Raw genomic sequence first — 24466 nt, forward strand, 5'->3', positions numbered from 1 at the left:
TTCTAGGGAGGTCAACCCTAATTTTTAAAACATGGTCAAAAGGCGTAATGTAAAGAGTACTGAAAATAAGTCAACTAACGCTCATGAAAAAGAGAAAGACTATTTGAGTGATTCCGAAATAAAATTGTTCTTGGAGGCCTCTAAAAAGACCAGATACCCAAAACGACGCTAGCTTACATACAATTAGGCTATGAATTGGTTTAAATACCCAATAACTTATTGCTATTTGATATAACGTCAAATTATGATTCTTTTTCTGAATCATAATGTCTTGCATTATGACACTTTGCTTGGGTAAAGCAAAGTATTTGGTACTACAGCTCCTTTAAATTTTTCTTCTAAAAAGTTTCTTCAAAAAAGGTAATGGAACACTTATTAACTTACCGACGGCAGGAGGGAGGGCAATGTGTGTGGAATGGTATTTTACTACAAATACAAATCAGTTACGGAAAACCGTAATTGGATTCTTGTTAATTTTTACTACATTTAATTACCTCAAAAGTTTGCTTCTTACCATTTAATTCCCCAATGGTAAAAATACTCAGGAAAGGGTATTTTATTTAACTTTAAGAATAAAGAAAAAGATAAGTCGATAATGACCGTTAAAGCTTTTCTTGATAAACCAATTTCCCACTTGCCCCCGCAAACCCATATAATGAATTAAAATAGGGCTTTGGGCCTTAATACTAAAGCAAAATAATCAGTAATATAACAAATAGAAAAGACTTATTTAAACGTCATGGATATAGACCTTAATGCACTAAAGCCAACTTTAATACTCGCTATTACTGTAATAGTTATTATGGCAACTTACTATTGTTTTTCTTGGATAGAAAGAAGAAAATTATGGCCGGGGTCCGTGAAGTACATTATATCAATTATAATAGCTATTGGAGGCGTTATGTTATTTGTTGCTTCGCTCGAACTTACAAATGAAGAGCAAATATTACAATACTTGACTTTAATTGTCACCGCTGGAATAACGATTAGTTCTACAAGCATTTTAGGCAATCTAATAGCAGGAATAGTTAATTCATCTATGAAACGATTTAAAAAAGGAGATTATGTGATTATTGATAAACAATACCAAGGGATAGTTACTGAGTTAAAACCATTTCATGTAACCATTCAAACGGATGACAGTAATTTTGTTACGGTACCTAATCTTCAGATTATAAGAAACCCCATAAAGCGTGTTCGAAAAACAAACATTCATGTTGATACAATAGTTTCCTTAGGTTATGATGTCTATAAAGACAAAGTAAAGGAAACATTGAAAATGGCGGCGTTCAACGTAGGACTGAAAGATCCTTTTGTCCGCATTGTCGAACTTGGGGATTACTCTATTTCGTATAAGATTCTTGGACTTTGGGATGATAATATGGAGCTGGGTAAAATGACATCCGTACTCAATGAAAGTGTAATTGATGAACTTCACAGGGAGAATATTGAAATTGTATCTCCTGCTTTTATGAACCAAAGAAGATTAGATAGAGGTCAAAGTATAATTCCAACGCGTGAATTATTAACTTTTTCCAGACATAATGATGGAAAAGAACCCGTGGTATTTGATGTGGGAAAAATATCACAAGAAATACAAATACTTACAGAAGAGAAAGAAGCTATTGAGTCGAAACTTAAAGATAAAAATCGGACTATTGACGATTATCTGATTGCACTATATAGGCAGAGTGTTAAAACTAAAGAGGATAAGCTTAAAAATCTTGAAAGTGAATTAAAACGTATTGATAATGAGTTGTGACCATTCGTTTTGTATAAAACCTAACCAGTTTACTCGGCTGCATAGTTTCTCTTTGGCAATATGAAAAGCTTACCGGAGTTTTTCATATTGTAATGTGTACTATAATGTCTTGGATTATAACACTTTGCTTGGGTAAAGCAAAGTATTTGGCCCTAATCTCCTTTAAATTCTTCTTCTTAAAAGCTTCTTCTACAAGAATAATGGAACACTTATTATGCGATACGACGGTAGGAGGGGAGTGTAATGTGTGTGGAATGGATTTATTCAATAAACTCCAATGCTACTTTCTTTGCTTCTCTAAAGTTAAAAGGTGTTGATTTTGAGCTAATATATGCACCTTTAGAATCATCAATTAGTAAATTAATAAAGAACAAATCCGATTTACTTTTCTCAAGTGATTTTTTAATATCCAATAACACTTTCTGTACTTTCTTAAAATCAGTTTCCCCTGAAGATAGATTCATTATGAGGCTTCTATAAAATTCTTTATAATAACTAGATTCAAACTCGTCAAGTTCTTCATTGTATATCAAATAATAAATATTAAATAAATCTTTAAAAGGTTTTACTCCTTTATAATTAGAAAACTTAATGGAATGCATTGGATAAGGTTTGTTAGCAGCTAAACCCTCAATCATATATTTATAAGCCATAACGTGGTTTTGTTCTATTAAAATTGCGAACGCATCAGTTCTAAACCGTTCTTTTTTGTTTTCCAAATATTGAAGAGCCTTTTGAGTGCCAAATTCCTTTTCAAAATCAAGTTTAAGCATTAGGTGTATAGAAGCCCAATAGATATAACTTTCGTCATCAACACATAATTCTAATAAAATCTCTTTATCGTTGGCCTTGATTACATATTCTTCAAGACTAGTCCTTTCATTAAAAAAAGACTCCCCTGTTAAAAGATACTTTCGAATACTTTGATAAGAGTCTTTTAAATTATATTTCAATGCGTATTCAAAATGCTTGATTTTTGATAAGCCTAAAAGCTTGCTATCATTTATATTATCAACAATTTGTTTATCAAACAATTCATCATTACCAATCAGCTCTTTTAGATAGTTAAAGCTATCATCCAATACACCACTTTTATCCATCTCATAAAATTCGATACTTTTCAATAAAAAATCTTGCGGCAATTTAAATCCAAATACTTTTTGAAAATAAAATATCACGTCAACCTTCTTATAATTGTTTTTTATGAAGTGAAATGAGGTTGGGCCTGAAGATTTTGCAATAGCATCAAAATCAGTATTTTCTGCTGATGAAAGAGACCAATCATAGATAAAATTTTTCTGTTTATCAGAAATTATAAGCTTTCTACCATTATTCTGGTATTTTTCTATTGTCTTTCTAATTCTATCAACAATATTGAAGTTATCCCTCAAAATGATTTCCTTAACCTCTTCAAAAGATAAAACACTTTCATTTCGAGAATAGGAAATATTATCTAGAATACTTAGTGAGACATCAATTTCATTTCCATGTCCATTTTGGTCATACCAATCTCTTCTTAGTTCATTTAGTCTTGCTCTGGTAAGTCTATTTTCGTTGAGTTTGAAAATTCTTTCTATATTTTTGATAAGTCTTTTTTTGTCAAAAAGGATATCAAAATTATCTTGAGTATGTTGTTTGTATTCTTCTTGATATTGAACAAACTGTTCTTCTGTAACAACTGGTTCTTTAAATTTAACACCTCTATCTTCCATTAAATTATTAAACATGACGGCTAGTTTTCTTTTACCTGCATTGCCAATGTTATTGCGATAATACTCAATTTCTTGATGGGATATGTTTTTTTTCAATAATAGATTAACTAGGTCCGAGATATTATCTTCTTGAATAAATTGTGATATAAAATATCTACTGTCTCCGGGTTCAGTACTATTTATTAAATAATCTATAGCATCTTTTTCTTTGTTACTAGCAATAATTATTTTTTTAACAATAGAATCATGTCTTAAGAAACGGTAATTGTCCTTTATCCTTGAAAGTAGATTAATTAAAAAACTTTGCTCGTCTTTAATGAAGTTTACACATTTATCAAGTAATCCTGGTTCAAAATCATTTGAATAGGCTGGCCTTATTTCATTATTAAAATAGCAAGATATTATATCGATAAAATTGTTAGAATCTTTGAGACGTAAAATAAGTTTGTTTAAGACAAACCTATTACCTCTTAGAACTTCGTCAGGAACAACTCTTTCTTTTAAATTGTTAATCAACAGATACTCATGTTTTATGAATTCATAATACTTATCAATATCAGTTTTTTCAGAAATAAGATATAACAAGCTGTTATTCAATTGCTTATGTGTTTCTTTTTTAAAAAGATTATAAATGTCCGTCATTAATGATTCATCATCGGAGACCAAGTTGTGCTTTTGTATAATTCGGATAATTTCAGATTTCGCACTCATAGGGAAATCTTCTAATTTCAGATGTCTCAAAAGAAATAACTTTAGCTTTCCTCGGTCAAAAGAAGATTCTGAAAAGAAGTTCAGCAATTTCAAAGCTGAGAATAAAACTCTCTCATGATAAATTGGATAGGTGGATATTTTATCTAATAAGTAATCAACATTTTCCTTGAAATCTCCAAAATCGGCTATCTCACTTACTTCAAAGGCTCTATTTGTACTAATCCATAATGTTTTTTTAATACATTCTTCCTCGAAATATTCTTGAAAAGCTCTAATTCTAACTTCTTTAGATAGTCTATTGGAATCAGATTTAAATAATAGCTCTATTTGATTTGCCTTAATCCAATTCAATAGCTCCTCATAATCTGAATCATTGACATCCATAATATCAAGTAAAAAGGTGAGAGAATTAAATAATGAAGGATGAATAAAATTTGTCTCTTCAATTCTAATAAAATCGAGTATCTCAGTAAAATCCTTATCTACTAATGATTTTGCAACAAAATATTCCTGTATTTGTCTATGTATGAATCCCCAATAATTAGAATCTTCATTCTTAATGATAAAAGGGTTTTCGATAAAGTTGTCATATTCATCCCCAATTGCACTGTAAAGTTCCTCATCTGTCGTATAATTCTTTTGCATCAACTCATTAATCAATGAAAGCATCTTTAATAGCTTAATTGATTTTGGTTTGTTAAGAACTGTCCTTTTAATAACTTTAGACTTATGATTATCTAAAGCTTTGGACACATATAATTCCCAAATTTGAGATATATTCTGTGGCAACTTACCGTTATCGCCATAGTACTCAGCGAATAGGTTAAGAAAAAAAGGAGTATCAATATTCTCGAAGAACTTCTCCTCTAAATTCTTTATACCAAACTTTTTTTCTAAGATTGACCTAGCTTGCCTAATATTTATGGATTTTAATATAAAAGGTTGAAAATCTGTTATTTGAGCTAAATACTTACTATAAATATTTGTTCTACAACTCACTACATATTTGATACTTCTATTTTTATTCTTTGAAATAAAATTTTCGAACCCAGATATGAAATCTTGAATGTCCGCAATTTCATCAAGCCCATCAAGTATAAAGATAACCTGAGGAAATATTATCCAATCATCGTTGTTTATTAGTTCTTCAAAAGAAATGTTCTTTCTATAATATTTTAAATTGATTAAAAATGGTATAATACCTGTGCCTTCTTTTTCTTTCCAAAGCAAGTCAAAAAGCACGTTTAATTCAGTAGTTTTACCTACACCAGGATTTCCAAGGAGAATTATTTTATCAAAAGACATGATAGCCTTCCTCAAAGTAATATCGTTCTCATTATCATTGTAAGAATCAATATCGGTACCGCTATATTTGGTTATATGTCTTTCTTCGTAAAACTCCATCTAGTCTCGTTTAAAATCATCTACATTAAGGCCCTTAATTAAATTAGATTCACTCTTCTTACCTGGAAATTCATAACCATTTCCCCCAAAAGGCAAATTGTTGTCAATTCCTTTAGGGGGAGCTGAAATCGTATCGGGAACAAATTGTGGTGCTTCAATATTATATTTTCTATGGTGAATCTGGCGTATCCTATTTGACAATAAATCAATATCAATAATTTGATAACCTGGTTGGAATTTTGATTCAATTTCATCGGGCTTATTCAATGCAGCTCTTCCTCGAAAACCGTAACAGCTTCCTACGGGGTTAAAAATTTTTTCCGATTTCACACTATGATGATGACCAAATAAAAACATATCTACATCCTTGTTAATCAAGAATTTCTTTACTTCTTCTTGTTCAGTAAAATCATCAATCGAGTGATGAAAAAGACAAACGGTTAAATCTAGATTATCATCGAGAACTTGAAGTTTTTGAATTGCCCAATAAAACTGTTTTGCGCCGAAATAATGATTATTCAGATTCTTTTCTTCTAATCTACAGGTTGAGCACCTCCAAGAATCGTTGATCAAAATAAAACCCACCTTCTTATCTGAATCATTGTGATAAATATATATGGATTCATTATTTGTACAGTCATAATTTACTGTATCCTTATGAAATTTCTCTTCAAACTTTTTGAATGGCTTTATTCGTGAATTCGCTGAATTAAAATTGAATTGGTTTGATTCTAAATGGTCTTTTATGGTATCCTTATTTACATTTTGTTTTAATGATTTTTCATCAACCCAGAGAATGTCGTTCTCGTCAATATCATGATTGCCCGGAACAAATAGAAAATTCTTATTAGATAGACCAAGTTTCGCGGAAATAGGCTTGATAAAAACTTCTTCAAAAACTTCATATGGAGAACTGAAACCAGTAAATTCTGACATCTGCATTAATGAGTGACCTCCTCTATCAACCAAATCCCCCGTTATTACAATCAAATCAATTTTATCTGGTGAATTAAACTCTATAAGGTCATCTATCAAGGCGTCACGATAATTATCATGAAACTCATCGAAGTTGTTTTCAGAAAGGTGTATGTCGGATAGGTGTACTATTCTCATTTAATTTCAAAATGATAAATATAGGAAAATGACTACTAATAAATTAATTGAGCCATTCAGAATAACAATAATAGAAGTTTAAATATTTATGCTAAAAATATTAATTAAGGAATTCGGCCTCAGAGAATTTTGGTGAAACAATAGGCGAGGGGAGCGGCCATATTTTAAGGGGCTGGTTACTATTTTTCTTTGCAGTTGAATTAGTATTTAAACCTTAGAGCAGTCTTAAGAGTTACAATGGATCCTAAAATATAGCGACTGAGCCGTACATTGTTTCCAAAATTATCTGTAAGCCTTGATTTTTTTGTTTCGCAGCTGCATCCGCTCGCTCAAAGTATACTTTGCCGTATCAAGAAAAAAAGAAAAGACACTTTATTCACACTTGGTATTATATTTGAATAAGTATAGAAAACCAAACTCCAATGCTAATTGTAAAAAGAATAGTCTTGCTGCTTCTGTTTTACTCAGGGAGCGTAATCTATGCGCAAGACTATCAAAAAGTTGATGAAATTGTTTCAAAGTATCCCAATCGCTTTAGTTCGGCAGCAAAATTAGCCAATCAAATCTCTAATGATTTTAAAACCGATTCGGATAAGGCAAGAGCCGTGTTTTTTTGGATTGCTGATAATGTTGAATACGACTCAAAAGAATATGGTAAGTTCACTTACGAATATGCAGATAAGGAGGAATATCTTCGAAAGCAAAAAAAGTATGATGATAGACTTTCTAAAAGGGTTATTTCGAAAGGTATTGCCGTTTGCGAAGGATATTCTACCTTGTTTTCAGAAGTTTGTACTGAATTGGGCATTTACTCTAAGGTGGTTTCAGGAGTATCAAAAACCACTTTTAAAGACATAGGAAAGCGATTTTATCCCGACCATGCATGGAATATTGTAGAAATTGACAAAAAACAGTATTTAGTTGATGTTACATGGGGTGCTGGAACATATGGCAATGGAGGATATAGAAAAGGCCTTGATAATTCATTTTATTTAACACCTCCTGATGTGTTTATTAAACGCCATTATCCCTTAAAATATGAGGATGCCCTACTAAAATACAAAATTAGCAAAGAAAGTTTTTTGAATGCTCCGCTTGTATATGAAACTGACTTTTCGCTAATATCTCCTATGGAAGGCATCATACAAAAAAGCCAAGAAACTGTAAAATTCAGTTTTGGTTGTAAATCGGGGACATATACTGTCGACTACGATATTGATAGGAAACAAAACCCGTTAGGCGATTTAAAATGTATAGATTATAAACTGGAATTTGAAATCGAACTGAAGAACATTAAGCGAGCAAAAGAATTGACTTTGTATTTTGATTATAAGCAAGTTGCAATGTTTAGATTAAAATAACTCTGTAGCTGACCTCTACATTATGTATAATGGAAACATAAAAATTTGAAGTATTAAGGGGCTTTTAAAAAAAGGCAACTCTTTACAAATTGCACCTTTTGTAAAGAGTTAATAACTAAAGGTTAAGTTATATGAAAATTGGGCTATTACGAATATTGCAGAGCGGACCTAAAGCAAAATAATATCAAAAACAATTGAAGTAAATATTTATAGAAGTGGGTTTATTCGAAGCGGGGAACAATAAATTAAAGGTTAAGATTTGTGGTGTGACCCGTCCACAAGATATAATTTCTTGTAGCAATCTTGGTATAGATGCAGTTGGTTTCTTGCTTGGAGATAGATTTGGAAGATATCCATCTGATAAACTGAGCTTAATGGAGGTAGCTAATCTGATTAATTTGGTTCCAAATGATATGACTTCGGTGGTCTTGATTAAATCAGTTGATAAGGAAGAAATTATTAGTATAATAGAAAAGACAGAGCCAAATGCAATTCAGCTTCAAAATCCATTAATTTCTTCTGAAACATTAAAATTTTTATTCCACACTTATACCAAAGTAGAATTTATTAAAACAATTAAAATACAGGAAACAGATAATGTTAATTCCATTCTTTTAAATGCACTTCCATTTACCAAAATGGTAGATGCGTTTTTGCTTGATTCCGCAAGAGGAGGATCAGGAAAAACCCATAATTGGAATATTAGTAAAGAAGTGGTTGGGTATTTACATTCTTTAAAAATCCCAGTAGTACTTGCAGGCGGCTTAACAACGAATAATGTTCTCCATTCCGTTAATCTTGTTAAACCAAACATGATTGATTTAATGACCGGGGTAAGCCTAGAAAGGGGAATCAAAAACATAGACGAGATAAAAAAACTCCAGAACATACTAAAATTAAATGAATTATGAAATTTACTGTCTATTTCAAAAAAGCGTAGTAGCGGCATTGTCAAATTTGATGCAAGAAATCATGAACAAGTTTTAAATTAAAAAGGTTAAGATTTCCAGTAGAATTAAATAGTTGGGTTAACAATTTTAAAAATTCCTAACTCTTAAAAGAGGGAAAAAAATTAACTTGTTAAAATTTTCAATTAAATCGAATGACACCACATCAGGAATTCATAGGAAATAATTTAAAACAAATTGGCCAAATTGTTCGAAGCTGGGGCTTTCAAAAAAAAACTGATTTATATAATTCTAGGATAAGTGAGGTTATTATTTGGTTTGATAATTTTAAACCATCGGAATTAAAGGATGCCCTTTTAATACTCTCTAAAATACAATACATTCAGTATCATAAAATCAAAGGCCTAATTGAAATTGTTTCAAACGAAATTGACCATATATTTGGGAAGGACTTTGACAATGTACTTTTCTTTCCATTAGGCTCTTTTTCAGCCTCGAGCGGAAGTATGTATTTATATGAGTACTATAAAACGCTTGGATTAACGTCTAAAAACTTTAAACAAGACAGTTTTATCAGTTATTTAGATACTGATATTTCAATTGTTTTTATTGACGATATTATCGGATCGGGACGTCAAGCAACAAAATTTTTTAACGAATTTCTTATCAATAAAAAAGCAAAATGCTATTACTTCACCCTTTTTGGTTTTGAATCTGGGCTCGAATACTTGAATCTTAATGCTAATTTTGAACTAGTACTTTCAGCAAAAATTCTGTCTGATGAAGAAATGGCTTTTGGAAGTAATTCTTATGTTTTTAAAGATCTAAAAACAAGAAATAGGTTAGAGAACTTATGTGAAAAATATGGCTCGATATTGTTTCCGAAACATCCATTGGGATATGACAATTCGCAATCTCTACTTGTTTTTCCTCACAATGCTCCTAATAACACATTACCAATTATCTGGGCTAGTACCTTTAATGAAAAACAAAAAGGAGTAATATGGAGGCCCATATGGGAGCGGAAAAAATTCAAGGAAAAAAAACCTAGGAAATCAGCTACTAATAGTGACGTAGGAGAAATTGTTACCAAATATAAAGACGTACCAACAGAAACCAATACTTCTAAATCAGAATCAAAAAGTGAGCTTCGGAGAAAGGAAATTGCATATAAGGAATTGATAGAGTTGGAAGAGCTTGTTTCAGAATGGAAGCAAAAATTATCGATTTCCCAAATTCCAAGTGAAAAAAAACATTGTAAACTCGAAATTCAAAGATTAAATCAAATGATATTAGAAGTCGAACAAAGAATTGGAAAATATAACTAAATGGATTATTGGGAAAGAAGAAAAGCGAGTATCGAACATGAATTGGATGATTTAAGCATTCACCTAAAGGATTGGAGGGTTGAGCTTAGTATCGCGAATACCCCGGATAAGAAAAAGCTTTGCAAAAGGAAAATTAAAGATTTGGAAGATGAGTTGGAAAAATATGAAAATGAACTAAATAGAATCATCAAAAAAATCTATCAAGCAAAAGTAAATTACTCTAAAAAGGAGGATTTTCAACCAAATGAAATATCAACTGATATGATTTTTGACTTGTTAAAGGAGAAATCGAAGACGCAAAATCAGGAAAGAATAGAAAATGAAAAAAAAATCAATACACCATATATGTATGGTAAGGTGGTCAATCGCGATTTAAGGGATAATGAAGGTAGCCAATATACTATCAAAGGGGAAGATGAAAATACATATTACTGCAATTACTCGCACATTCTTACGGAAGGTTTTCGAACATTAGAGATAGGAGATAAAATCCGGTTTGTTTCTGATTTAAAGTCAGATAAAAATTTGGCAACATATGTTGTTAAAATCGAAAAAGACTTAATTTTCATTGAAGATTACCCTCCCGAATTAACCAGAAAAACTAAAAAACATTATGACAGTATATCAGATAATTATGACGAATTATGGACTTATTCCAAGGATTTTGTCACTGAAATTACTAAAAACATAATTTCTCTTTTAGAAATTAAGGAAACTGATGTTATTGTGGATTTCGGATGTGGAACAGGCATATATTCGAAAGCAATAAGGCAGCAAGTTAGCCTTAAAAAACCTATTATTTGCACGGACATATCTGAAAAAATGTTATCTAAAATTAATGATGGACCGTCTTATACTTTATTTCATAAAGGTGCCATTCAATTTTCAGAATTAAAACTCCAATATGATAAAGTTTTTATAAAGGAAATGATTCATCATGTAAAAAGAGGTAGGCAAAGGCTGTATGATAACATTTATAATAATTTAAATAAAAGTGGCATTTTTATCATCTTACTCTTACCTCCCAAAATTGAATACCCTCTTTTTACAGAAGCAATCAAATATTACGAAGAGAATCAACCTCATTATTCAGAAATAGAAAAAGGAATGAAAACATCTGGGTTTCTTACGGAAGTAAGTTTCGTTGAGTATCCATTAGAAATTGAAAAAGGAAAATATTTTGCTATGGTTAGAAATAGATATATGTCACTGTTATCAGAATTTACTGATTCGGAAATAGAAAATGGAATTAATGAAATGGAAAGTAAATATAAGAATGAAAACATTCTTAAGTTCAATGATATATTTGTTGTAGTCAAAGGAAGAAAAACGAATAATGAGTAAACCAAACCACCTATTACAATCTTTGCAAATTGAGTTAGCCAAGCATAAAAAAATAGAAGATGTTTTAGGGCAATCCTTTCAACGACCTATTTCTAGTATAAAGGATGGTTATCCGGAGTTCGCAGTAGGTTGGATCAATGATGTTCTGAATAAACTATTCGACTATTGGACATTTGAGAATAACCTTGAACTACCTAATGATTTTCAATTAGAAAACGCATCGGTTTTAATCAAGAAATACCCATCTTTTGAGTCAATAATTAAATCTTTCGAAAAAACTCAAAAGAAGATACTCGAAAAAAAGGGGGATTGGGGTAATATTGATGTTGATGGAGCGATTGATGTATTTTCTGAATTTATCGAAATTTTGAAATGGATTTCTAAATCTGAGAATAATCTTATAGAATCTGATAGTTTTAGACTAAATGAAAACGTAACTAAAAAAACACTTTTTCTTGTAGAATTTTTTGAAATTTTGAAATTTCGGCTATTTAAATTCATCGAATTTAATCAAGAATCAGCCTACCTACTTTTTGAAAAGAAGACTGGTCTCAAACACGAGTATATTGAAGTTGTTATTTCTGATAATTTACGTGTATTAGAAGGAATTCAAACTAGTAAACAGAGTATTTTAGAAACTACTTACCCATTAAAAACAAGTTTTATCTTGACGGATAATTATTCTATTGCTCAACAAATTCCTAAGGACGTGTTCACCCTAGATTCCTTTGTCAGCAAGTATTTAGACTATAATCGTTATTTAGAAAATTTAAGAATAATAGACTATAACTTAGGTGATGAAAAGTTTGTTGAACTTTCTGGCGAACTATTATCATATATCACTGACAAACAAGAATTTAAAATTGTATCTACATCGGATATTAATCTCATACTTGAAGAATTTTTAAATTCCGAAAGAGGTAATTTATTTGTCTTATCTAAACCTGGGGGAGGAAAAAGCTTCATTTGTAGATCCATATTAAAAAAAATCAGTTCAAATCATAATGATAGCAAATATTCTATTTATTTCGATGTTTCTTTAATGACATTGGGCGAAAAAATAGAAGATTTCATAATTCGTAATACATCAAACTATTTTGACCTGCAGGCAAATGAAATATTTGATGTTATTTATTTTTTAAATAACTACGGCAGACTTATTCTAATTTTTGACGGGTTAGACGAGGTTTTTGATAAATTTGATATTAAAGACTTTATTAGTGTTTTTGGAGAAATATCTAAATTATTTACTCATAAGTCTAAGATTATAATTACTTCGAGATTATCCTTTTTAATGTCCTCGAAACATATTTCAGAATTATTAAACAAAGAGGCTTTAATCTCGGATAAAATTGCTACTGAGCTAAACTCTGTCGGGCTTGATCCTCTTCAACTTCCCAATTTTGAAATATTAAAATTGAATGATATTCAATTAAAGGAAATCGAAGTTAGCAAGAAACATTTAAAACTGTCACGGGAAATTCCGAAAACTAATGATATCTCGATTACACCATTGGAATATCGTCTGCTTGAAAATATACCAATCAATCAGTCCTTAACCTCATTTAGCTTTAAAAATAACAAGTTTTCAAAATCAAAACTGATATACAACTACTTAATTACACTTGCCGATGATTTGGTAAAATCCAACAGTAAGACATTTCAGGATTTCGTTAATTATTTTAGTCAATCATATCAAAAGAATGTTTTGCATTTTGAACTTCTTCAATTGTTCACTTTTTTTGGGCAAGACCTGTTTATTGATAATATTCCGTCATTGAAAAATATGGCTTTTCGGGAGTTGTTTGTCGAATTTGGAGAGAATAAAATTAAATTTAAGCATAAAAATTATTTAGAATTTATGTTTGCCCTTGCCTATGTAAATAATCCGGTTTTAATTGATGACTGTATATCCATTTCAGACGAAATAAGAATCTACATTAACGAAATGAATAATGATAGATCCTATTTTAATATTTTTAATAAATATCATCCTAGTGAATTATTGGTGGACAAAGGTTACTATGTTACAGGAGAGTATGACAATACAAAAATTAGAAAATTAGATAAAAATCTGATTTTTGATGAATATTTTGTTACCGTTAAAGAATATAACGAGTTTTTATCAGCGGTAAAGAAATTTGATATCAAGGAATTTGAACATAGTTTACAACCCACAGGATTTTCACACACACCACAATATACTCGGCTAAAGGAAAAGGATTATTTTTTTGATGAGAAATTCTTGGATTATCCCGCTATTTGCCTTTCCTACTGGAGTGCTTATGCTTATGCTAGTTTTATGGGGAAGAGATTGCCAACCTCTTTTGAATGGGAATGCGCAACTAGAGGAAAATATGGCAACTTATTTTCCTGGGGCAATTCTGTAGAAATATCCGCGGCAAATTCTGCAGATTATTGGGCTGATGAATTATTGGTTGTATATGATAAATGGAAAGACCATTTTGATAAATCAGGTAATGTTAGAGGCGGGAATCCTGTGGGAAAAGACACTTTCGAAAAAAACAAATCGGATTTTGGTATTCGTCACATGTGCGGAAATATTTGGGAATATTCTTCAACGGTAAGTGAGGACTACAGCAAGGTAGTAATTTGCGGTGGATCTTTTGATAATCCATTACGTGCTATAAAAGGATCTTCTAAAGGTATTGCCAAAATCTTGACATTTAGCAATGCAGTTGGATTCAGATGCTGTAAAGAATTACATTAGATTTTATTTACTGCTAGCATAAGTTCTATTTTTTAGCTCGCTATGTTCCGGAATAACGAATGCCACTTGGCATTTCAATTGTTAAGGTTTGAGAAAAAAGGAAAAGAGTGTGAGAAGAGCGCAATTTTCAAAAATAAAACCTCCTATTTCTCTAAGAGCCCTATTTACTGAGTGGAAAATACCGGAGTAGAACTAGATTACCTATTGTGTGTCAGCTTGTTGCGACAAGTACTCTGTGAATGCCCCTAATAATTTAGGAACCGAAAAAATTTCACAACCCTTTGTCTTAACTCTTAACCTTCCCAAAAACAGATTGCAATAAGTATTCAATTGCCTCTTCATCAGAAACTATTGGTGATTTTTTTAGAATCCTTTCTTCGAAATCCGGATCAGGCTTTTCAACAATGGTTTTATTGTTGTTGCTAGTGGTGACTTTTTGTTGGTTGTTCTTCTCAACCATCGGGTAGGTTTCGTTTTGTTCAAAATTGTACTTACCATTCAAGCTGGAAAGGATTTTATAGGCACCTTCCAATTTTATGACCTCCTTGAGTATATCAATTTCTTCAATGAGTTCTGCAACAAAATATCCTTTGTTGCCGAAGAGAAATTGTTGCAATGCAATAGTTTTGCTTAAATCACTTTTCAGGGCGTTGCGTTTTGTTTCTAAAAAGGGAAGTTTGTTCATGTTCTCTAAAACAATTTCCCCGTTTTCCAACTTCTGTTCGCTTATGACCCTCAAACCTTTTGTTGCTATCTGGTCAAAATAAAATTTGAAATACTTTAACGCGATTTGCTTCTGTTTCGATTTTTTCAGCCCATATTTCTCTTCATTGAAGGTTATGGAGAAATTGTAGAATTGTTTCGAAATGAGCGGTTCATATTGTTGAAGGATGAATGAATAGAACTCTTGTTGTACTATTTTGTTCGGGACTATTTGTTTTGTTGTTTCGGACCTGAGAATAGGAACTGGTGTTCCATCCATAGGTAGGGTGAAGCTGTCTATTCGGACAAACAGTCCCTTGGAAAACAGGTATTCCCCCTGTTCCTGTTCCGATAGTTTTTTGTATTGTTCCTGTTCTATTGAACCAAAATACTTCATATTACCCTTTTTGTTGTTCTTGGAATAAATGGGAATAGTCCTGTGGCAATACCGCATCGATATCCCTAAGATAGGCTTCCAGAGCTTTTAATGTTGTATGGCCTGTAATGAGCATTAATTTGCTTTTGGCCTCCAAAGGAGTCGAGGTCTTTGCCAATTCTCGATATAAAATTGTGGTATGGGTATGTCTGAAACTATAGAGACCATAATTCTTTCCAAGTCCAAAATTGTCTTTTACCTTTTTAAAGCGACCGGAAAAGTAATTTCTCTTATCGGTTTCTGAAGTATCCCAAACCCCTCCTATTTCATATGGGGTGAACAAATCTGAATTTTTGTCCATCTTAACAAGGTCAGGTAGTTTTGCCAACAATATTTCTGGAATGATCTTGATCTTTACAGGTTTGTTCTTGGCACGAACATATATTTTTCTGTCCAAAACATCGATGTCCCCGATTTTCAAACGGCAGACCTCTATGGGTCTTAAAAAATTATAGGAAATGAACTGGATGAACAGCTTCAGTAGGGGGTCGTGTTCATCCAAATAACTGTTTATTCCTACTATTTGTTGCGGGGTGAAAGTCTTGTTTCGTTCAGGGACTGTTTTAAGTACATTTATCTTGTGTATAAAGTTCTCCCTGATGATTTCGTTGTCTTCCAAAGTGGTGAACAATGAACTCAGGTTTGTTCTTGCATTGTTCCTACTGCGGGCTGAGGTATTCTCTAAAACTATGTTCAGGTATTCAACAACTGCTTTTTTGGTGACATCTTCTATTTGGATAATGCCCTTGGTATTCAACCATTTTTGAAAACGGAGTATGGTGCTTTTGTATTTGGGGTATGAGTTTTGGTTGAGTGTTCTTCTTTTGATTTTAAGTCCTAGTTCAAAGGCTTCCGCCACGGAAGTTGTTACCTCTTTTGTTGCTGTTTCGACAGTTTTTGTTGCTTCTTTTTGCTCCTCTTCACTTGATTTATCGTTTTTGGGAGATGATATAACAGTTTTTGTTGTTTTGGCAACAATTTGGTTGTTGTGGTCATTCTTTTTATTGAAGAACTTATCCATGAGTTCGGTATTGTCAGAGTATGGACTGAACCCTGCATCGAGCAATATTAGAAGATTACGCTGTAGAACTTTTAAAAACCCGAATCTATCCCTTTTGTTATGGAATCGATTGGCACCTCCCTTTATGGGCGATTGTCTTTTAAGTTTCCCTGTTTTGGGATCGCGAAAGGAGTAATAGAGATACCAATCCTTTTTCAAAGCATTTCTCTGGTCGGCTTTGGAGAGTTTTGACCATTGCTTTGGATCAATTCCCCCAGTGTAGATTTTAGGCTCTGAATAGTTCGATTTCATGTTGAAACCGTATACGTTTTCGTATACGTTTAGTAAAAGTACGGAAATAGAAGGCATAAAAAAACGGTTTGTACGCATACAAACCGTTGGTTTTAATGGCCTTAGGCCTAGTAGCGGGGACTGGACTCGAACCAGCGACCTTCGGGTTATGAGCCCGACGAGCTACCTACTGCTCTACCCCGCGATGTATGTTAGAAAGTGCATCGCTACACTAATTTCCCATTTCAATTCTCAGGCTGAGTAGGTACCCTGTCCTGAGCGAAGTCGAAGGGTACTGCTCTACCCCGCGATATGGGTTTTATCTCACTTGTTTTTGCAACTTCAGGTCATTAAGCTGACGAGATAAAGGCGCGCTACTATTTGTAACGGGCGACAAATATACAACGGTTTCTTTGTTTTATCAAGACTTGTTGCAGGAATATTTTTCTTTGTCAAAACCGAACAATTAGTTAAAATCCATACCTTCGGACTTATACTTTTCTATGGAAGCAATCAATGATTTTCTCTCAAGAACCATTCCGTTTACCGAATGGCCTATGTTTTTGCTGCTGATAGTTGGCGGTTTGTTTTTAGTTTTTTACTCCAAGTTTTTACCTTATCGCTTTTTTGGTCATGCTATCGCCATTACGGCAGGAAGATATGACGATAAAAATGCTAAAGGAGATGTCAGCTCTTTTCAAGCCCTTTCTGCAGCGGTAGCAGCTACCGTAGGCTTGGGCAATATTTCTGGGGTTGCCATTGCAATACATGATGGAGGTCCCGGAGTTGTCTTCTGGATTTGGATGACCGCTTTAATTGGTATGTGTATAAAGTTTTACTCGTGCAGTCTTTCGATAATGTACCGTGGGGTTGATTCTGAAGGAAAAGTTCAAGGTGGTCCCATGTACTATATCACTAAAGGTTTGGGTGAAAAGTGGAAGCCATTGGCTGGGTTCTTTGCAGTGTGTGGGCTTTTTGGGTTTCTTGGTGTATTTACAGCTAACCAATTTACCGAGACCTTTATGAGCGTTATTGAGCCATCGAGTACACTTTTCGAAATGAGCGAATTAAATTGGAAATTGAGCGTTGGTATTGTTCTGGCAATAATAACTTCTTTCGTAATTTTTGGAGGCTTGACCAAAATAGCCAAGGTAGCTTCTGCGATTGTTCCTTTTATGGTTTTAGTTTATTTGATTGCCGTAATTGTTGTTATGGTTTTGAATGCTCAACAAGTACTTCCTTCTTTAAAAATGATTATTACCGAAGCATGGAATTTTGATACTATTGTAACTGGAGGTTTCTGGGGCTTGGTTATAATAGGAGTGCGACGTGCTATGTTCTCTAACGAAGCAGGTTTAGGAAGCGCACCCATGTATCACGGGCAGTCGAAGACTGATAATCCTATTAAGGAAGGTTTGGTAGCAAGTTTGGGACCGTTTATAGACACCATATTGGTATGTACCATGACTGCAGTGGTCATTATTTTGAGTGGTGCTTATTTAGAAGATTCCAGTGGCATCGTAATGACTTTATCCGCTTTTGAAACTACACTTTTTGGATTTGGTGACGATTTGTTAATGATAATAGTTACCGCCTTTGCCTTGTCCACGCTTTTCACCTATTCCTATTATGGGGTAAAAAGTTTGTCCTTTTTAACCAATGCGAAAATTGGAAAATTGTATAACGTCTATTTTGTAGCCATGATAATTTTTGCCGCTGTGGCGTCACTTGATTTGGTCAAGAACTTGATTGATTTATCCTACGCCTTGATGGTAATTCCGAATATGATTGCCGTACTTTTGTTGGCTCCTAAAGTGAATGAAAAAGCGAGGGAGTATTTTAAACAATTGAAAGATGGCAGAGCATAAAGCAGGATTTGTTAACATCATCGGAAACCCCAACGTGGGTAAATCTACTTTGATGAATGCTTTCGTGGGAGAGAAATTATCCATAATAACATCAAAGGCCCAAACTACAAGACACCGTATTTTAGGTATTGTTAATGGGGATGATTTTCAAGTAATTTTATCTGACACACCAGGAATTATTAGACCCGCCTACGAGTTGCAGTCTAGCATGATGAACTTTGTGAAATCTGCCTTTGAAGATGCTGATGTCTTGTTGTACATGGTTGAGATAGGGGAGAAGGCTTTAAAAGATGAAGCTTTCTTTGAAAAGATAAAGAATAGTAAGATTCCTGTTTTACTCTTGCTAAATAAAGTAGATACGGCAACTCAAGAATTGTTAGAAGAACAAGCGCAATATTGGCAAGAAATACTCCCTACAGTTGAGTTACATCCAATTTCTGCATTGTCTAATTTTAATGTAAAAGGGGTTTTTGAGCGTATTATTGAGTTGCTTCCTGAAGTACCTCCCTATTATCCAAAAGACCAATTGACCGATAAACCCGAACGGTTTTTCGTAAATGAAACTATTCGGGAGAAAATCCTGATTCATTATAAAAAAGAGATTCCATATTCCGTGGAGGTAGATACTGAGGAGTTTTTTGAAGATGAGGATATCATTCGAATGCGTTCGGTAATAATGGTGGAACGTGATTCTCAAAAAGGGATTATTATCGGTCACAAAGGAAGTGCCCTAAAACGAGTAGGAGTAGAGTCCAGAAAAGACCTCGAAAAGTTCTTCGGAAAACAAGTGCATTTGGAACTTTATGTAAAAGTGAATAAGAACTGGCGGAGTAATGCCAGACAGCTGAAACGCTTTGGATATAATAATTAGTCGAAAACCCTTTCGATTATTGTTTCATCTCTGCGTAACCTATTTTAGAGCAAGCCCTTGAGACATTCGTAGGGGATTAACCTTAAAATCGAGGCAAACCTGCCTGTCCGGTAGGCAGGCCTCGGAGTATTTAAATCTTGATTATCAAGTAAAACCTAGTACTTCAATAATTTAGCAGTATTTTTGCACCTCCAAAAATAAAAACATGAGTGCTATCGTAGCCATTGTGGGAAGGCCGAATGTAGGGAAATCCACTTTTTTCAACAGACTAATCGAACGACGCGAAGCTATCGTTGACGCCGTGAGTGGTGTTACGCGCGATCGTCACTACGGAAAAAGTGACTGGAACGGTAAGGAGTTTTCAGTTATTGATACGGGCGGATATGTATTAGGAAGTGATGATATTTTTGAACAAGAAATCGATAAGCAAGTAGAATTAGCGATTGAGGAGGCCGATGCCATTATATTTATGGTTAATGTTGAAGATGGAGTTACAGGAATGGATGAAGACGTGGCAAAACTTCTCAGACGTGTTAATAAACCTGTTTTTTTAGCAGTAAATAAAGTAGACAACGCCAAACGAGCAGAAGATGCTGTCGAGTTTTATTCTTTGGGATTGGGGGATTATTACACCCTTTCAAGTATCAACGGTAGCGGAACAGGCGATTTGTTAGATGCATTGGTTGAGGTGCTTCCTGAAAGTGAGAAGGATGAAAGCGAATTACCAAGATTTGCAGTTATTGGACGACCAAATGCAGGAAAGTCATCTTTTATTAATGCGTTGATAGGAGAAGATAGATACATTGTAACAGATATTGCTGGTACTACGCGGGACAGTATTGATTCCAAATACAACCGCTTTGGGTTTGAATTCAACTTAGTGGATACCGCAGGAATCCGGCGTAAGGCAAAGGTCAAAGAAGATTTGGAATTTTACTCCGTAATGCGCTCGGTTCGTGCTATAGAACATGCAGATGTATGTTTACTTCTTGTAGATGCTACTCGAGGTTTTGACGGACAAGTAGCAAATATTTTTTGGCTAGCACAACGCAACAACAAAGGCATTGTAATTTTGGTCAACAAATGGGATTTGGTAGAAGACAAAGAAACCAATACCATGAAGCAGTATACCCAAAAAATAAAACAAGCCATTGAGCCTTTTGTCGATGTACCTATTCTTTTCATTTCTGTATTGACGAAACAGCGCATTTTCAAGGCAATTGAAACTGCTGTTCAGGTTTACGAGAATAGAAGTCGAAAAATACCCACCAGCAAGTTCAATGATACCATGTTACCTATTATTGAACATTACCCGCCACCAGCGTACAAAGGTAAATTTGTGAAAATTAAGTTTTGCATGCAGATACCTTCGCATTATCCGCAATTTGCTTTTTACTGCAATCTTCCTCAATATGTTCGCGAACCTTATAAACGTTATTTAGAGAATAAGCTTCGTGAGGAGTTTGATTTTATGGGAGTGCCAATATCGATTTTTATGCGGAAGAAATAAAAAATGCTCAAAAACTGAGTTTTCCGCCATCCATTAAATCAATAATTTCTCTGGTTACTCCGTAATGATCAGTGCCAAATGACATTACTTTTGCGTTCTTAGATTTTAAGAAACGAATCTCTACTTCACTTAAGGCGCCAACATTTTGATCTCTTTTACCATAGAACACCACTAAATTTGATAGGTCTTTGGTCTTTAGCTCTTCCGTAAATTTACGGATGCCTAATCCTGCCTTAAGCATTTCACTTGCCTTTCTAATCTTATAATAACGTTCTGTTCGAGAAGGTCTTGCTCTGGTGGTATCAGGCTCTCTAAGTGTTTTCCCGTCTTTCTCAAATTTGGAGTTATGACCTTTTAATTGAAAAAAGGTTTGAAGCGAATCGGCATTCAATCTACCTGAAATCATAAAGTATTTATCCGCTAGAGAAGGCCTGGTGGCTATATAATGTGGAACTACAAAAGCGCTGTAAGAATGACCAGCTACCACAACATATTTATTTCTGTCCTTAAAATATTTGATAGCACGGTACATCATTTCCGATGAATTGTCTATTTCCTTTATACCATCTTCCAGGGTGAAGGACTTTTGCCAATTAAAGATATCAGGATTATAGGTGCTTGACTGGTGCAAACTGACAAAGTGATAGTTTTTGAAACTGTTCAAATACATCCAATCAATTTTGCCATTGTAATCATAACCCAGTTGGTTCGTTGGCCCGCCATCACCCATAATAAGCACTGTGTCATTTGCAATTGAACCCTCAGACATCCATAGCTTGGTCGTGTCTTCTGGAAAAACAGTAGGAGAGTAGTTTACCTCTTTAATGGATATTTTCTTAAAGCCATGTTTGGTTCTTTTTTCTTTTTCCAAATAACCAAACCCAATTGTTAAGAACAAACCTATTATGACGGATATTTTTAGAGCTATTTTTTTCATGATTCTATAATTTTAAAAATATCTTTATATCAAGATACTTTGCTAATATATAAAATATATCTTTATGTAAAGATATATTTTCGTATTTTTATTTTATACCCATTTAAGTGTTATGAAAGAATCGCAAGAAGATATTATCGATAACCTGGTTTCTCAATGGCACCAGGAAAGACCCGAATTGGATGCTGAAGCAATGTATATAGTCGGCAGGATCTTGAAATTGGGAAAAATACTTGAAAAACGTGCTGGCCAGGCGTTAAAAGACAGTGGAATATACTATACTGATTTAGATGTATTAGCCACTTTGAGAAGATCTGGTAAACCATACGAACTTACACCAAAGGAACTCATGAGGTCCGTTTTGATTACCTCCGGAGCAATGACTGCCCTGTTGGATAGACTGACCAGACTCGACCTGATATACAGGGCTCCTGATAAAAAAGATGGTCGTATTAAAAGAGCTGGGCTCACTAAAGAGGGTAAAAAAGTTATTGATAAAGCCATTGAGATTCGGTTCGAAGAAGCGAATGATTCGGTGCGTAAACTAAACAAGGCCGAAAGAGCTTCTTTAGCTACTTTATTGAAGAAAATGTTAACTGAATTAGGTTGAAGCTACCACCCCCCAGAAGCACCACCGCCTCCAAAGCCACCACCGCCGAAACCTCCGCCAAAGCCACCTGAGCCTCCGCCGAATCCACCGCCACTGCCAAATCCGCCACCAGAACCACTACTGCGACCCATATTGCTCAAAATAATGATGTCCCACAGGTCTAGTCCGGTTGAGCGTTTTCCTCCATTACGGCCGCCACCTCTTCGATTGCGACTTGATAAGATAATTAGAATAACAAAAAAGATGATAAAAGGTAAAAAGCTTCCCAAGGGAAAACCTTCGGAAGTATCAAAAGTCCGTTCCTCTTTAAACTCACCGCTTAATACTTGAAAAATAACATCGGCACCTTTATCAAGTCCCCCGTAGTAATCGTTTTGCTTGAATTGCGGAACGATTATAGTTTCAATTATTCTTCTAGACATTGCATCGGTTAAAGAACCTTCAACGCCATAACCTGTATTAATAGCAATCCGGCGGTCGTCTCGCGCGAGAAGAATTAAAATTCCATTGTCTTTGTCTGCCTGACCAATTCCCCATTTTTGGCCCCATTGTGCTCCGAGATAATTGATGTTTTCTCCCTCAGTTGAACTAATTATGGCAACAACAATTTGTGTAGAAGTACTATCGGAATACCGAATAAGTTTTTGTTCCAAAGCTTCTTCTTGACCTGCGGGTAATAAGTCAATGTAATCATAAACACTGGTTTGCAGCTCAGGTTTTTCAGGAATCTGAAACTGGGCGAATGAAAATCCGCAGGACAAAAAAAGAAAAACGACAAGGCTATCCTTTAGATACTTCATCGCTCAGTTCGTTTATGTCACCATGATGCCATGGAAAATGATTTTCCAATTGTTTGCCAGTGCTTAACACACCATCAATGATTCCTTGTTTAAAGTTCCCTTTTTTAAAATGGTCCTGAATGGCATCGCGTGTGGTATCCCAAAAATTATCAGGAACAACTTCATCTATACCCTTATCACCATAAATGACAAATTTCCTATCATTGACCGCTACATAAATCAATACGCCATTTTCATCTTTAGTATTATCCATCTTAAGCAAATGGAATACCTCTTTGGCACGATTAAAATGCTTTAGTCGTGTGTGCGATTCAATATGAACTCGAATTTCTCCTGAAGTGTTTTTTTCTGCCTCAAGAATGGCTTGAACAATTTCTTGTTCTTCATTATCTGATAAAAGCTTTTCTACGCGAGACATTCAGACTGATTAATCAAAATCAAAATCTACATCTGGCGCGTTTTCAGCTCCAGGATTCGAACTGAAAAGAGCTAGAGGGTCAAAATTGGCAATGGCAGCAATAATATTTGTTGGTATTTTTTCAATTTTTATATTGTATTCCCCAGCTTCCACATTAAACTTATTGCGCTCAACGTTAATTCTATTCTCAGTGCCTTCTAGTTGCGATTGAAGTTCTAAAAAATTTTGATTGGCCTTTAATTCTGGATAGCGTTCAACAACAACCATTAATTTTCCCAGAGCACCACTTAGACCACTTTGGGCCTGCTGAAAAGCTTGTAATTTTTCTGGAGTTAAATTATTCGCGTCTATATTAGTTGCCGTTGCTTTTGCCCTAGCCTCAATAACATCTTTAAGCGTACCTCTTTCAAAATCGGCAGCCCCTTGAACAGTTTTAACAAGATTGCCAATTAAATCGCTTCTTCTTTGGTATGAACTTTCAACATTCGCCCATTGATAGGTAGCCTGCCCTTTCATTTCAACAAGTTCGTTGTTTGTGTTTACATACCAACTTCCTAGTAAAAAAGCGAGAATTCCAAGTATGATTAATACGATTAATCCTTTTTTCATAAGTGTAGTGTTTTAATGGTTAGTGTTCAATACAAATAGA

Annotated in this window: 18 protein-coding genes and 1 tRNA gene; 10 read left to right on the forward strand and 9 right to left on the reverse strand. The window is 34.0% G+C overall.

The features are described from left to right. The first annotated feature begins 739 nt into the window (after positions 1–739). Positions 740–1762, forward strand: coding sequence for a mechanosensitive ion channel domain-containing protein (locus FEE95_RS20995; protein ID WP_138660009.1), 1023 nt, complete (start codon positions 740–742; stop codon positions 1760–1762). Positions 1763–2022: 260 nt separating this feature from the next. On the opposite strand, the gene FEE95_RS21000 is transcribed toward FEE95_RS20995, so the two are convergent. After that, a complete protein-coding gene (locus FEE95_RS21000; RefSeq protein WP_138660010.1) occupies positions 2023–5589 on the reverse strand; it encodes an NACHT domain-containing protein in 3567 nt (1188 codons plus the stop codon). Further along, positions 5590–6702, reverse strand: coding sequence for a metallophosphoesterase (locus FEE95_RS21005; RefSeq protein ID WP_138660011.1), 1113 nt, complete (start codon positions 6700–6702; stop codon positions 5590–5592). 422 nt (positions 6703–7124) lie between these two features. Here FEE95_RS21005 and FEE95_RS21010 point away from each other — a divergent pair, with 422 nt between their 5' ends. From FEE95_RS21010 to FEE95_RS21030, 5 genes are all read left to right on the forward strand, one after another. Further along, positions 7125–8063, forward strand: a complete 939-nt coding sequence (locus FEE95_RS21010) for a transglutaminase domain-containing protein (protein ID WP_138660012.1) — start codon at positions 7125–7127, stop codon at positions 8061–8063. A 215-nt stretch (positions 8064–8278) separates the two neighbouring features. Beyond that, positions 8279–8974 carry a phosphoribosylanthranilate isomerase gene (locus FEE95_RS21015; RefSeq protein ID WP_171037107.1) on the forward strand — a complete coding sequence of 232 codons (696 nt, stop codon included), beginning with the start codon at positions 8279–8281 and terminating at the stop codon, positions 8972–8974. Positions 8975–9165: 191 nt separating this feature from the next. Next, positions 9166–10299 (forward strand): phosphoribosyltransferase-like protein, encoded by a 1134-nt coding sequence (locus tag FEE95_RS21020; protein WP_138660014.1) that lies wholly within the window; start codon positions 9166–9168, stop codon positions 10297–10299. Beyond that, positions 10300–11643: a class I SAM-dependent DNA methyltransferase gene (locus tag FEE95_RS21025; protein ID WP_138660015.1), complete on the forward strand. Its 1344-nt coding sequence runs from the start codon at positions 10300–10302 to the stop codon at positions 11641–11643. It abuts the gene before it with no gap. 367 nt (positions 11644–12010) lie between these two features. Continuing rightward, positions 12011–14374 carry an SUMF1/EgtB/PvdO family nonheme iron enzyme gene (locus tag FEE95_RS21030; protein ID WP_171037108.1) on the forward strand — a complete coding sequence of 788 codons (2364 nt, stop codon included), beginning with the start codon at positions 12011–12013 and terminating at the stop codon, positions 14372–14374. A 286-nt stretch (positions 14375–14660) separates the two neighbouring features. Here FEE95_RS21030 and FEE95_RS21035 read toward each other — a convergent pair whose 3' ends face one another. The 3 genes from FEE95_RS21035 to FEE95_RS21045 form a co-directional block, all read right to left on the reverse strand. Further along, positions 14661–15473 (reverse strand): hypothetical protein, encoded by an 813-nt coding sequence (locus tag FEE95_RS21035; RefSeq protein WP_138660017.1) that lies wholly within the window; start codon positions 15471–15473, stop codon positions 14661–14663. Between the two features lies 1 nt (position 15474). Then, positions 15475–16881, reverse strand: a complete 1407-nt coding sequence (locus FEE95_RS21040; RefSeq protein WP_138660018.1) for a tyrosine-type recombinase/integrase — start codon at positions 16879–16881, stop codon at positions 15475–15477. A gap of 54 nt (positions 16882–16935) precedes the next feature. Next, positions 16936–17008 (reverse strand) — tRNA-Met (locus FEE95_RS21045). A 298-nt stretch (positions 17009–17306) separates the two neighbouring features. Between FEE95_RS21045 and FEE95_RS21050 the strand changes: the two genes are divergently transcribed. From FEE95_RS21050 to der, 3 genes are all read left to right on the forward strand, one after another. Further along, positions 17307–18671 carry an alanine/glycine:cation symporter family protein gene (locus tag FEE95_RS21050; RefSeq protein WP_138660019.1) on the forward strand — a complete coding sequence of 455 codons (1365 nt, stop codon included), beginning with the start codon at positions 17307–17309 and terminating at the stop codon, positions 18669–18671. Beyond that, positions 18658–19542 (forward strand): GTPase Era, encoded by an 885-nt coding sequence (era, locus tag FEE95_RS21055; RefSeq protein WP_138660020.1) that lies wholly within the window; start codon positions 18658–18660, stop codon positions 19540–19542. Before FEE95_RS21050 ends, era begins: the two co-directional genes overlap by 14 nt. Positions 19543–19747: 205 nt before the next feature. After that, entirely contained in the window at positions 19748–21052 is a 1305-nt protein-coding gene (gene der / locus FEE95_RS21060) for a ribosome biogenesis GTPase Der (RefSeq protein WP_138660021.1), read from the forward strand. A gap of 7 nt (positions 21053–21059) precedes the next feature. Here der and FEE95_RS21065 read toward each other — a convergent pair whose 3' ends face one another. After that, the gene (locus FEE95_RS21065; RefSeq protein ID WP_138660022.1) at positions 21060–21989 is read right to left on the reverse strand and encodes a hypothetical protein; all 930 of its coding nucleotides are present in this window, start codon (positions 21987–21989) and stop codon (positions 21060–21062) included. Between the two features lie 112 nt (positions 21990–22101). On the opposite strand from FEE95_RS21065, the gene FEE95_RS21070 reads away from it, so the two are divergent. Further along, entirely contained in the window at positions 22102–22599 is a 498-nt protein-coding gene (locus FEE95_RS21070) for a MarR family winged helix-turn-helix transcriptional regulator (RefSeq protein WP_138660023.1), read from the forward strand. A 2-nt stretch (positions 22600–22601) separates the two neighbouring features. Here the strand turns inward: FEE95_RS21070 and FEE95_RS21075 are convergent, their stop codons facing one another. Genes FEE95_RS21075 through FEE95_RS21085 form a run of 3 tightly spaced genes read right to left on the reverse strand, consistent with a single transcriptional unit; the run spans position 22602 to position 24426 of the window. Further along, on the reverse strand, positions 22602–23399 hold the full coding sequence (locus tag FEE95_RS21075) for a TPM domain-containing protein (RefSeq protein ID WP_138660024.1): 798 nt from the start codon (positions 23397–23399) through the stop codon (positions 22602–22604). Further along, positions 23380–23817 carry a TPM domain-containing protein gene (locus FEE95_RS21080; protein WP_138660025.1) on the reverse strand — a complete coding sequence of 146 codons (438 nt, stop codon included), beginning with the start codon at positions 23815–23817 and terminating at the stop codon, positions 23380–23382. Before FEE95_RS21080 ends, FEE95_RS21075 begins: the two co-directional genes overlap by 20 nt. A gap of 9 nt (positions 23818–23826) precedes the next feature. Next, positions 23827–24426 carry a LemA family protein gene (locus FEE95_RS21085; protein WP_138660026.1) on the reverse strand — a complete coding sequence of 200 codons (600 nt, stop codon included), beginning with the start codon at positions 24424–24426 and terminating at the stop codon, positions 23827–23829. Between the last annotated feature and the right edge of the window lie 40 nt (positions 24427–24466).

It is taken from the genome of Maribacter algarum (ex Zhang et al. 2020) (assembly GCF_005885635.1).
Taxonomy (GTDB): Bacteria; Bacteroidota; Bacteroidia; order Flavobacteriales; family Flavobacteriaceae; genus Maribacter_C; species Maribacter_C algarum.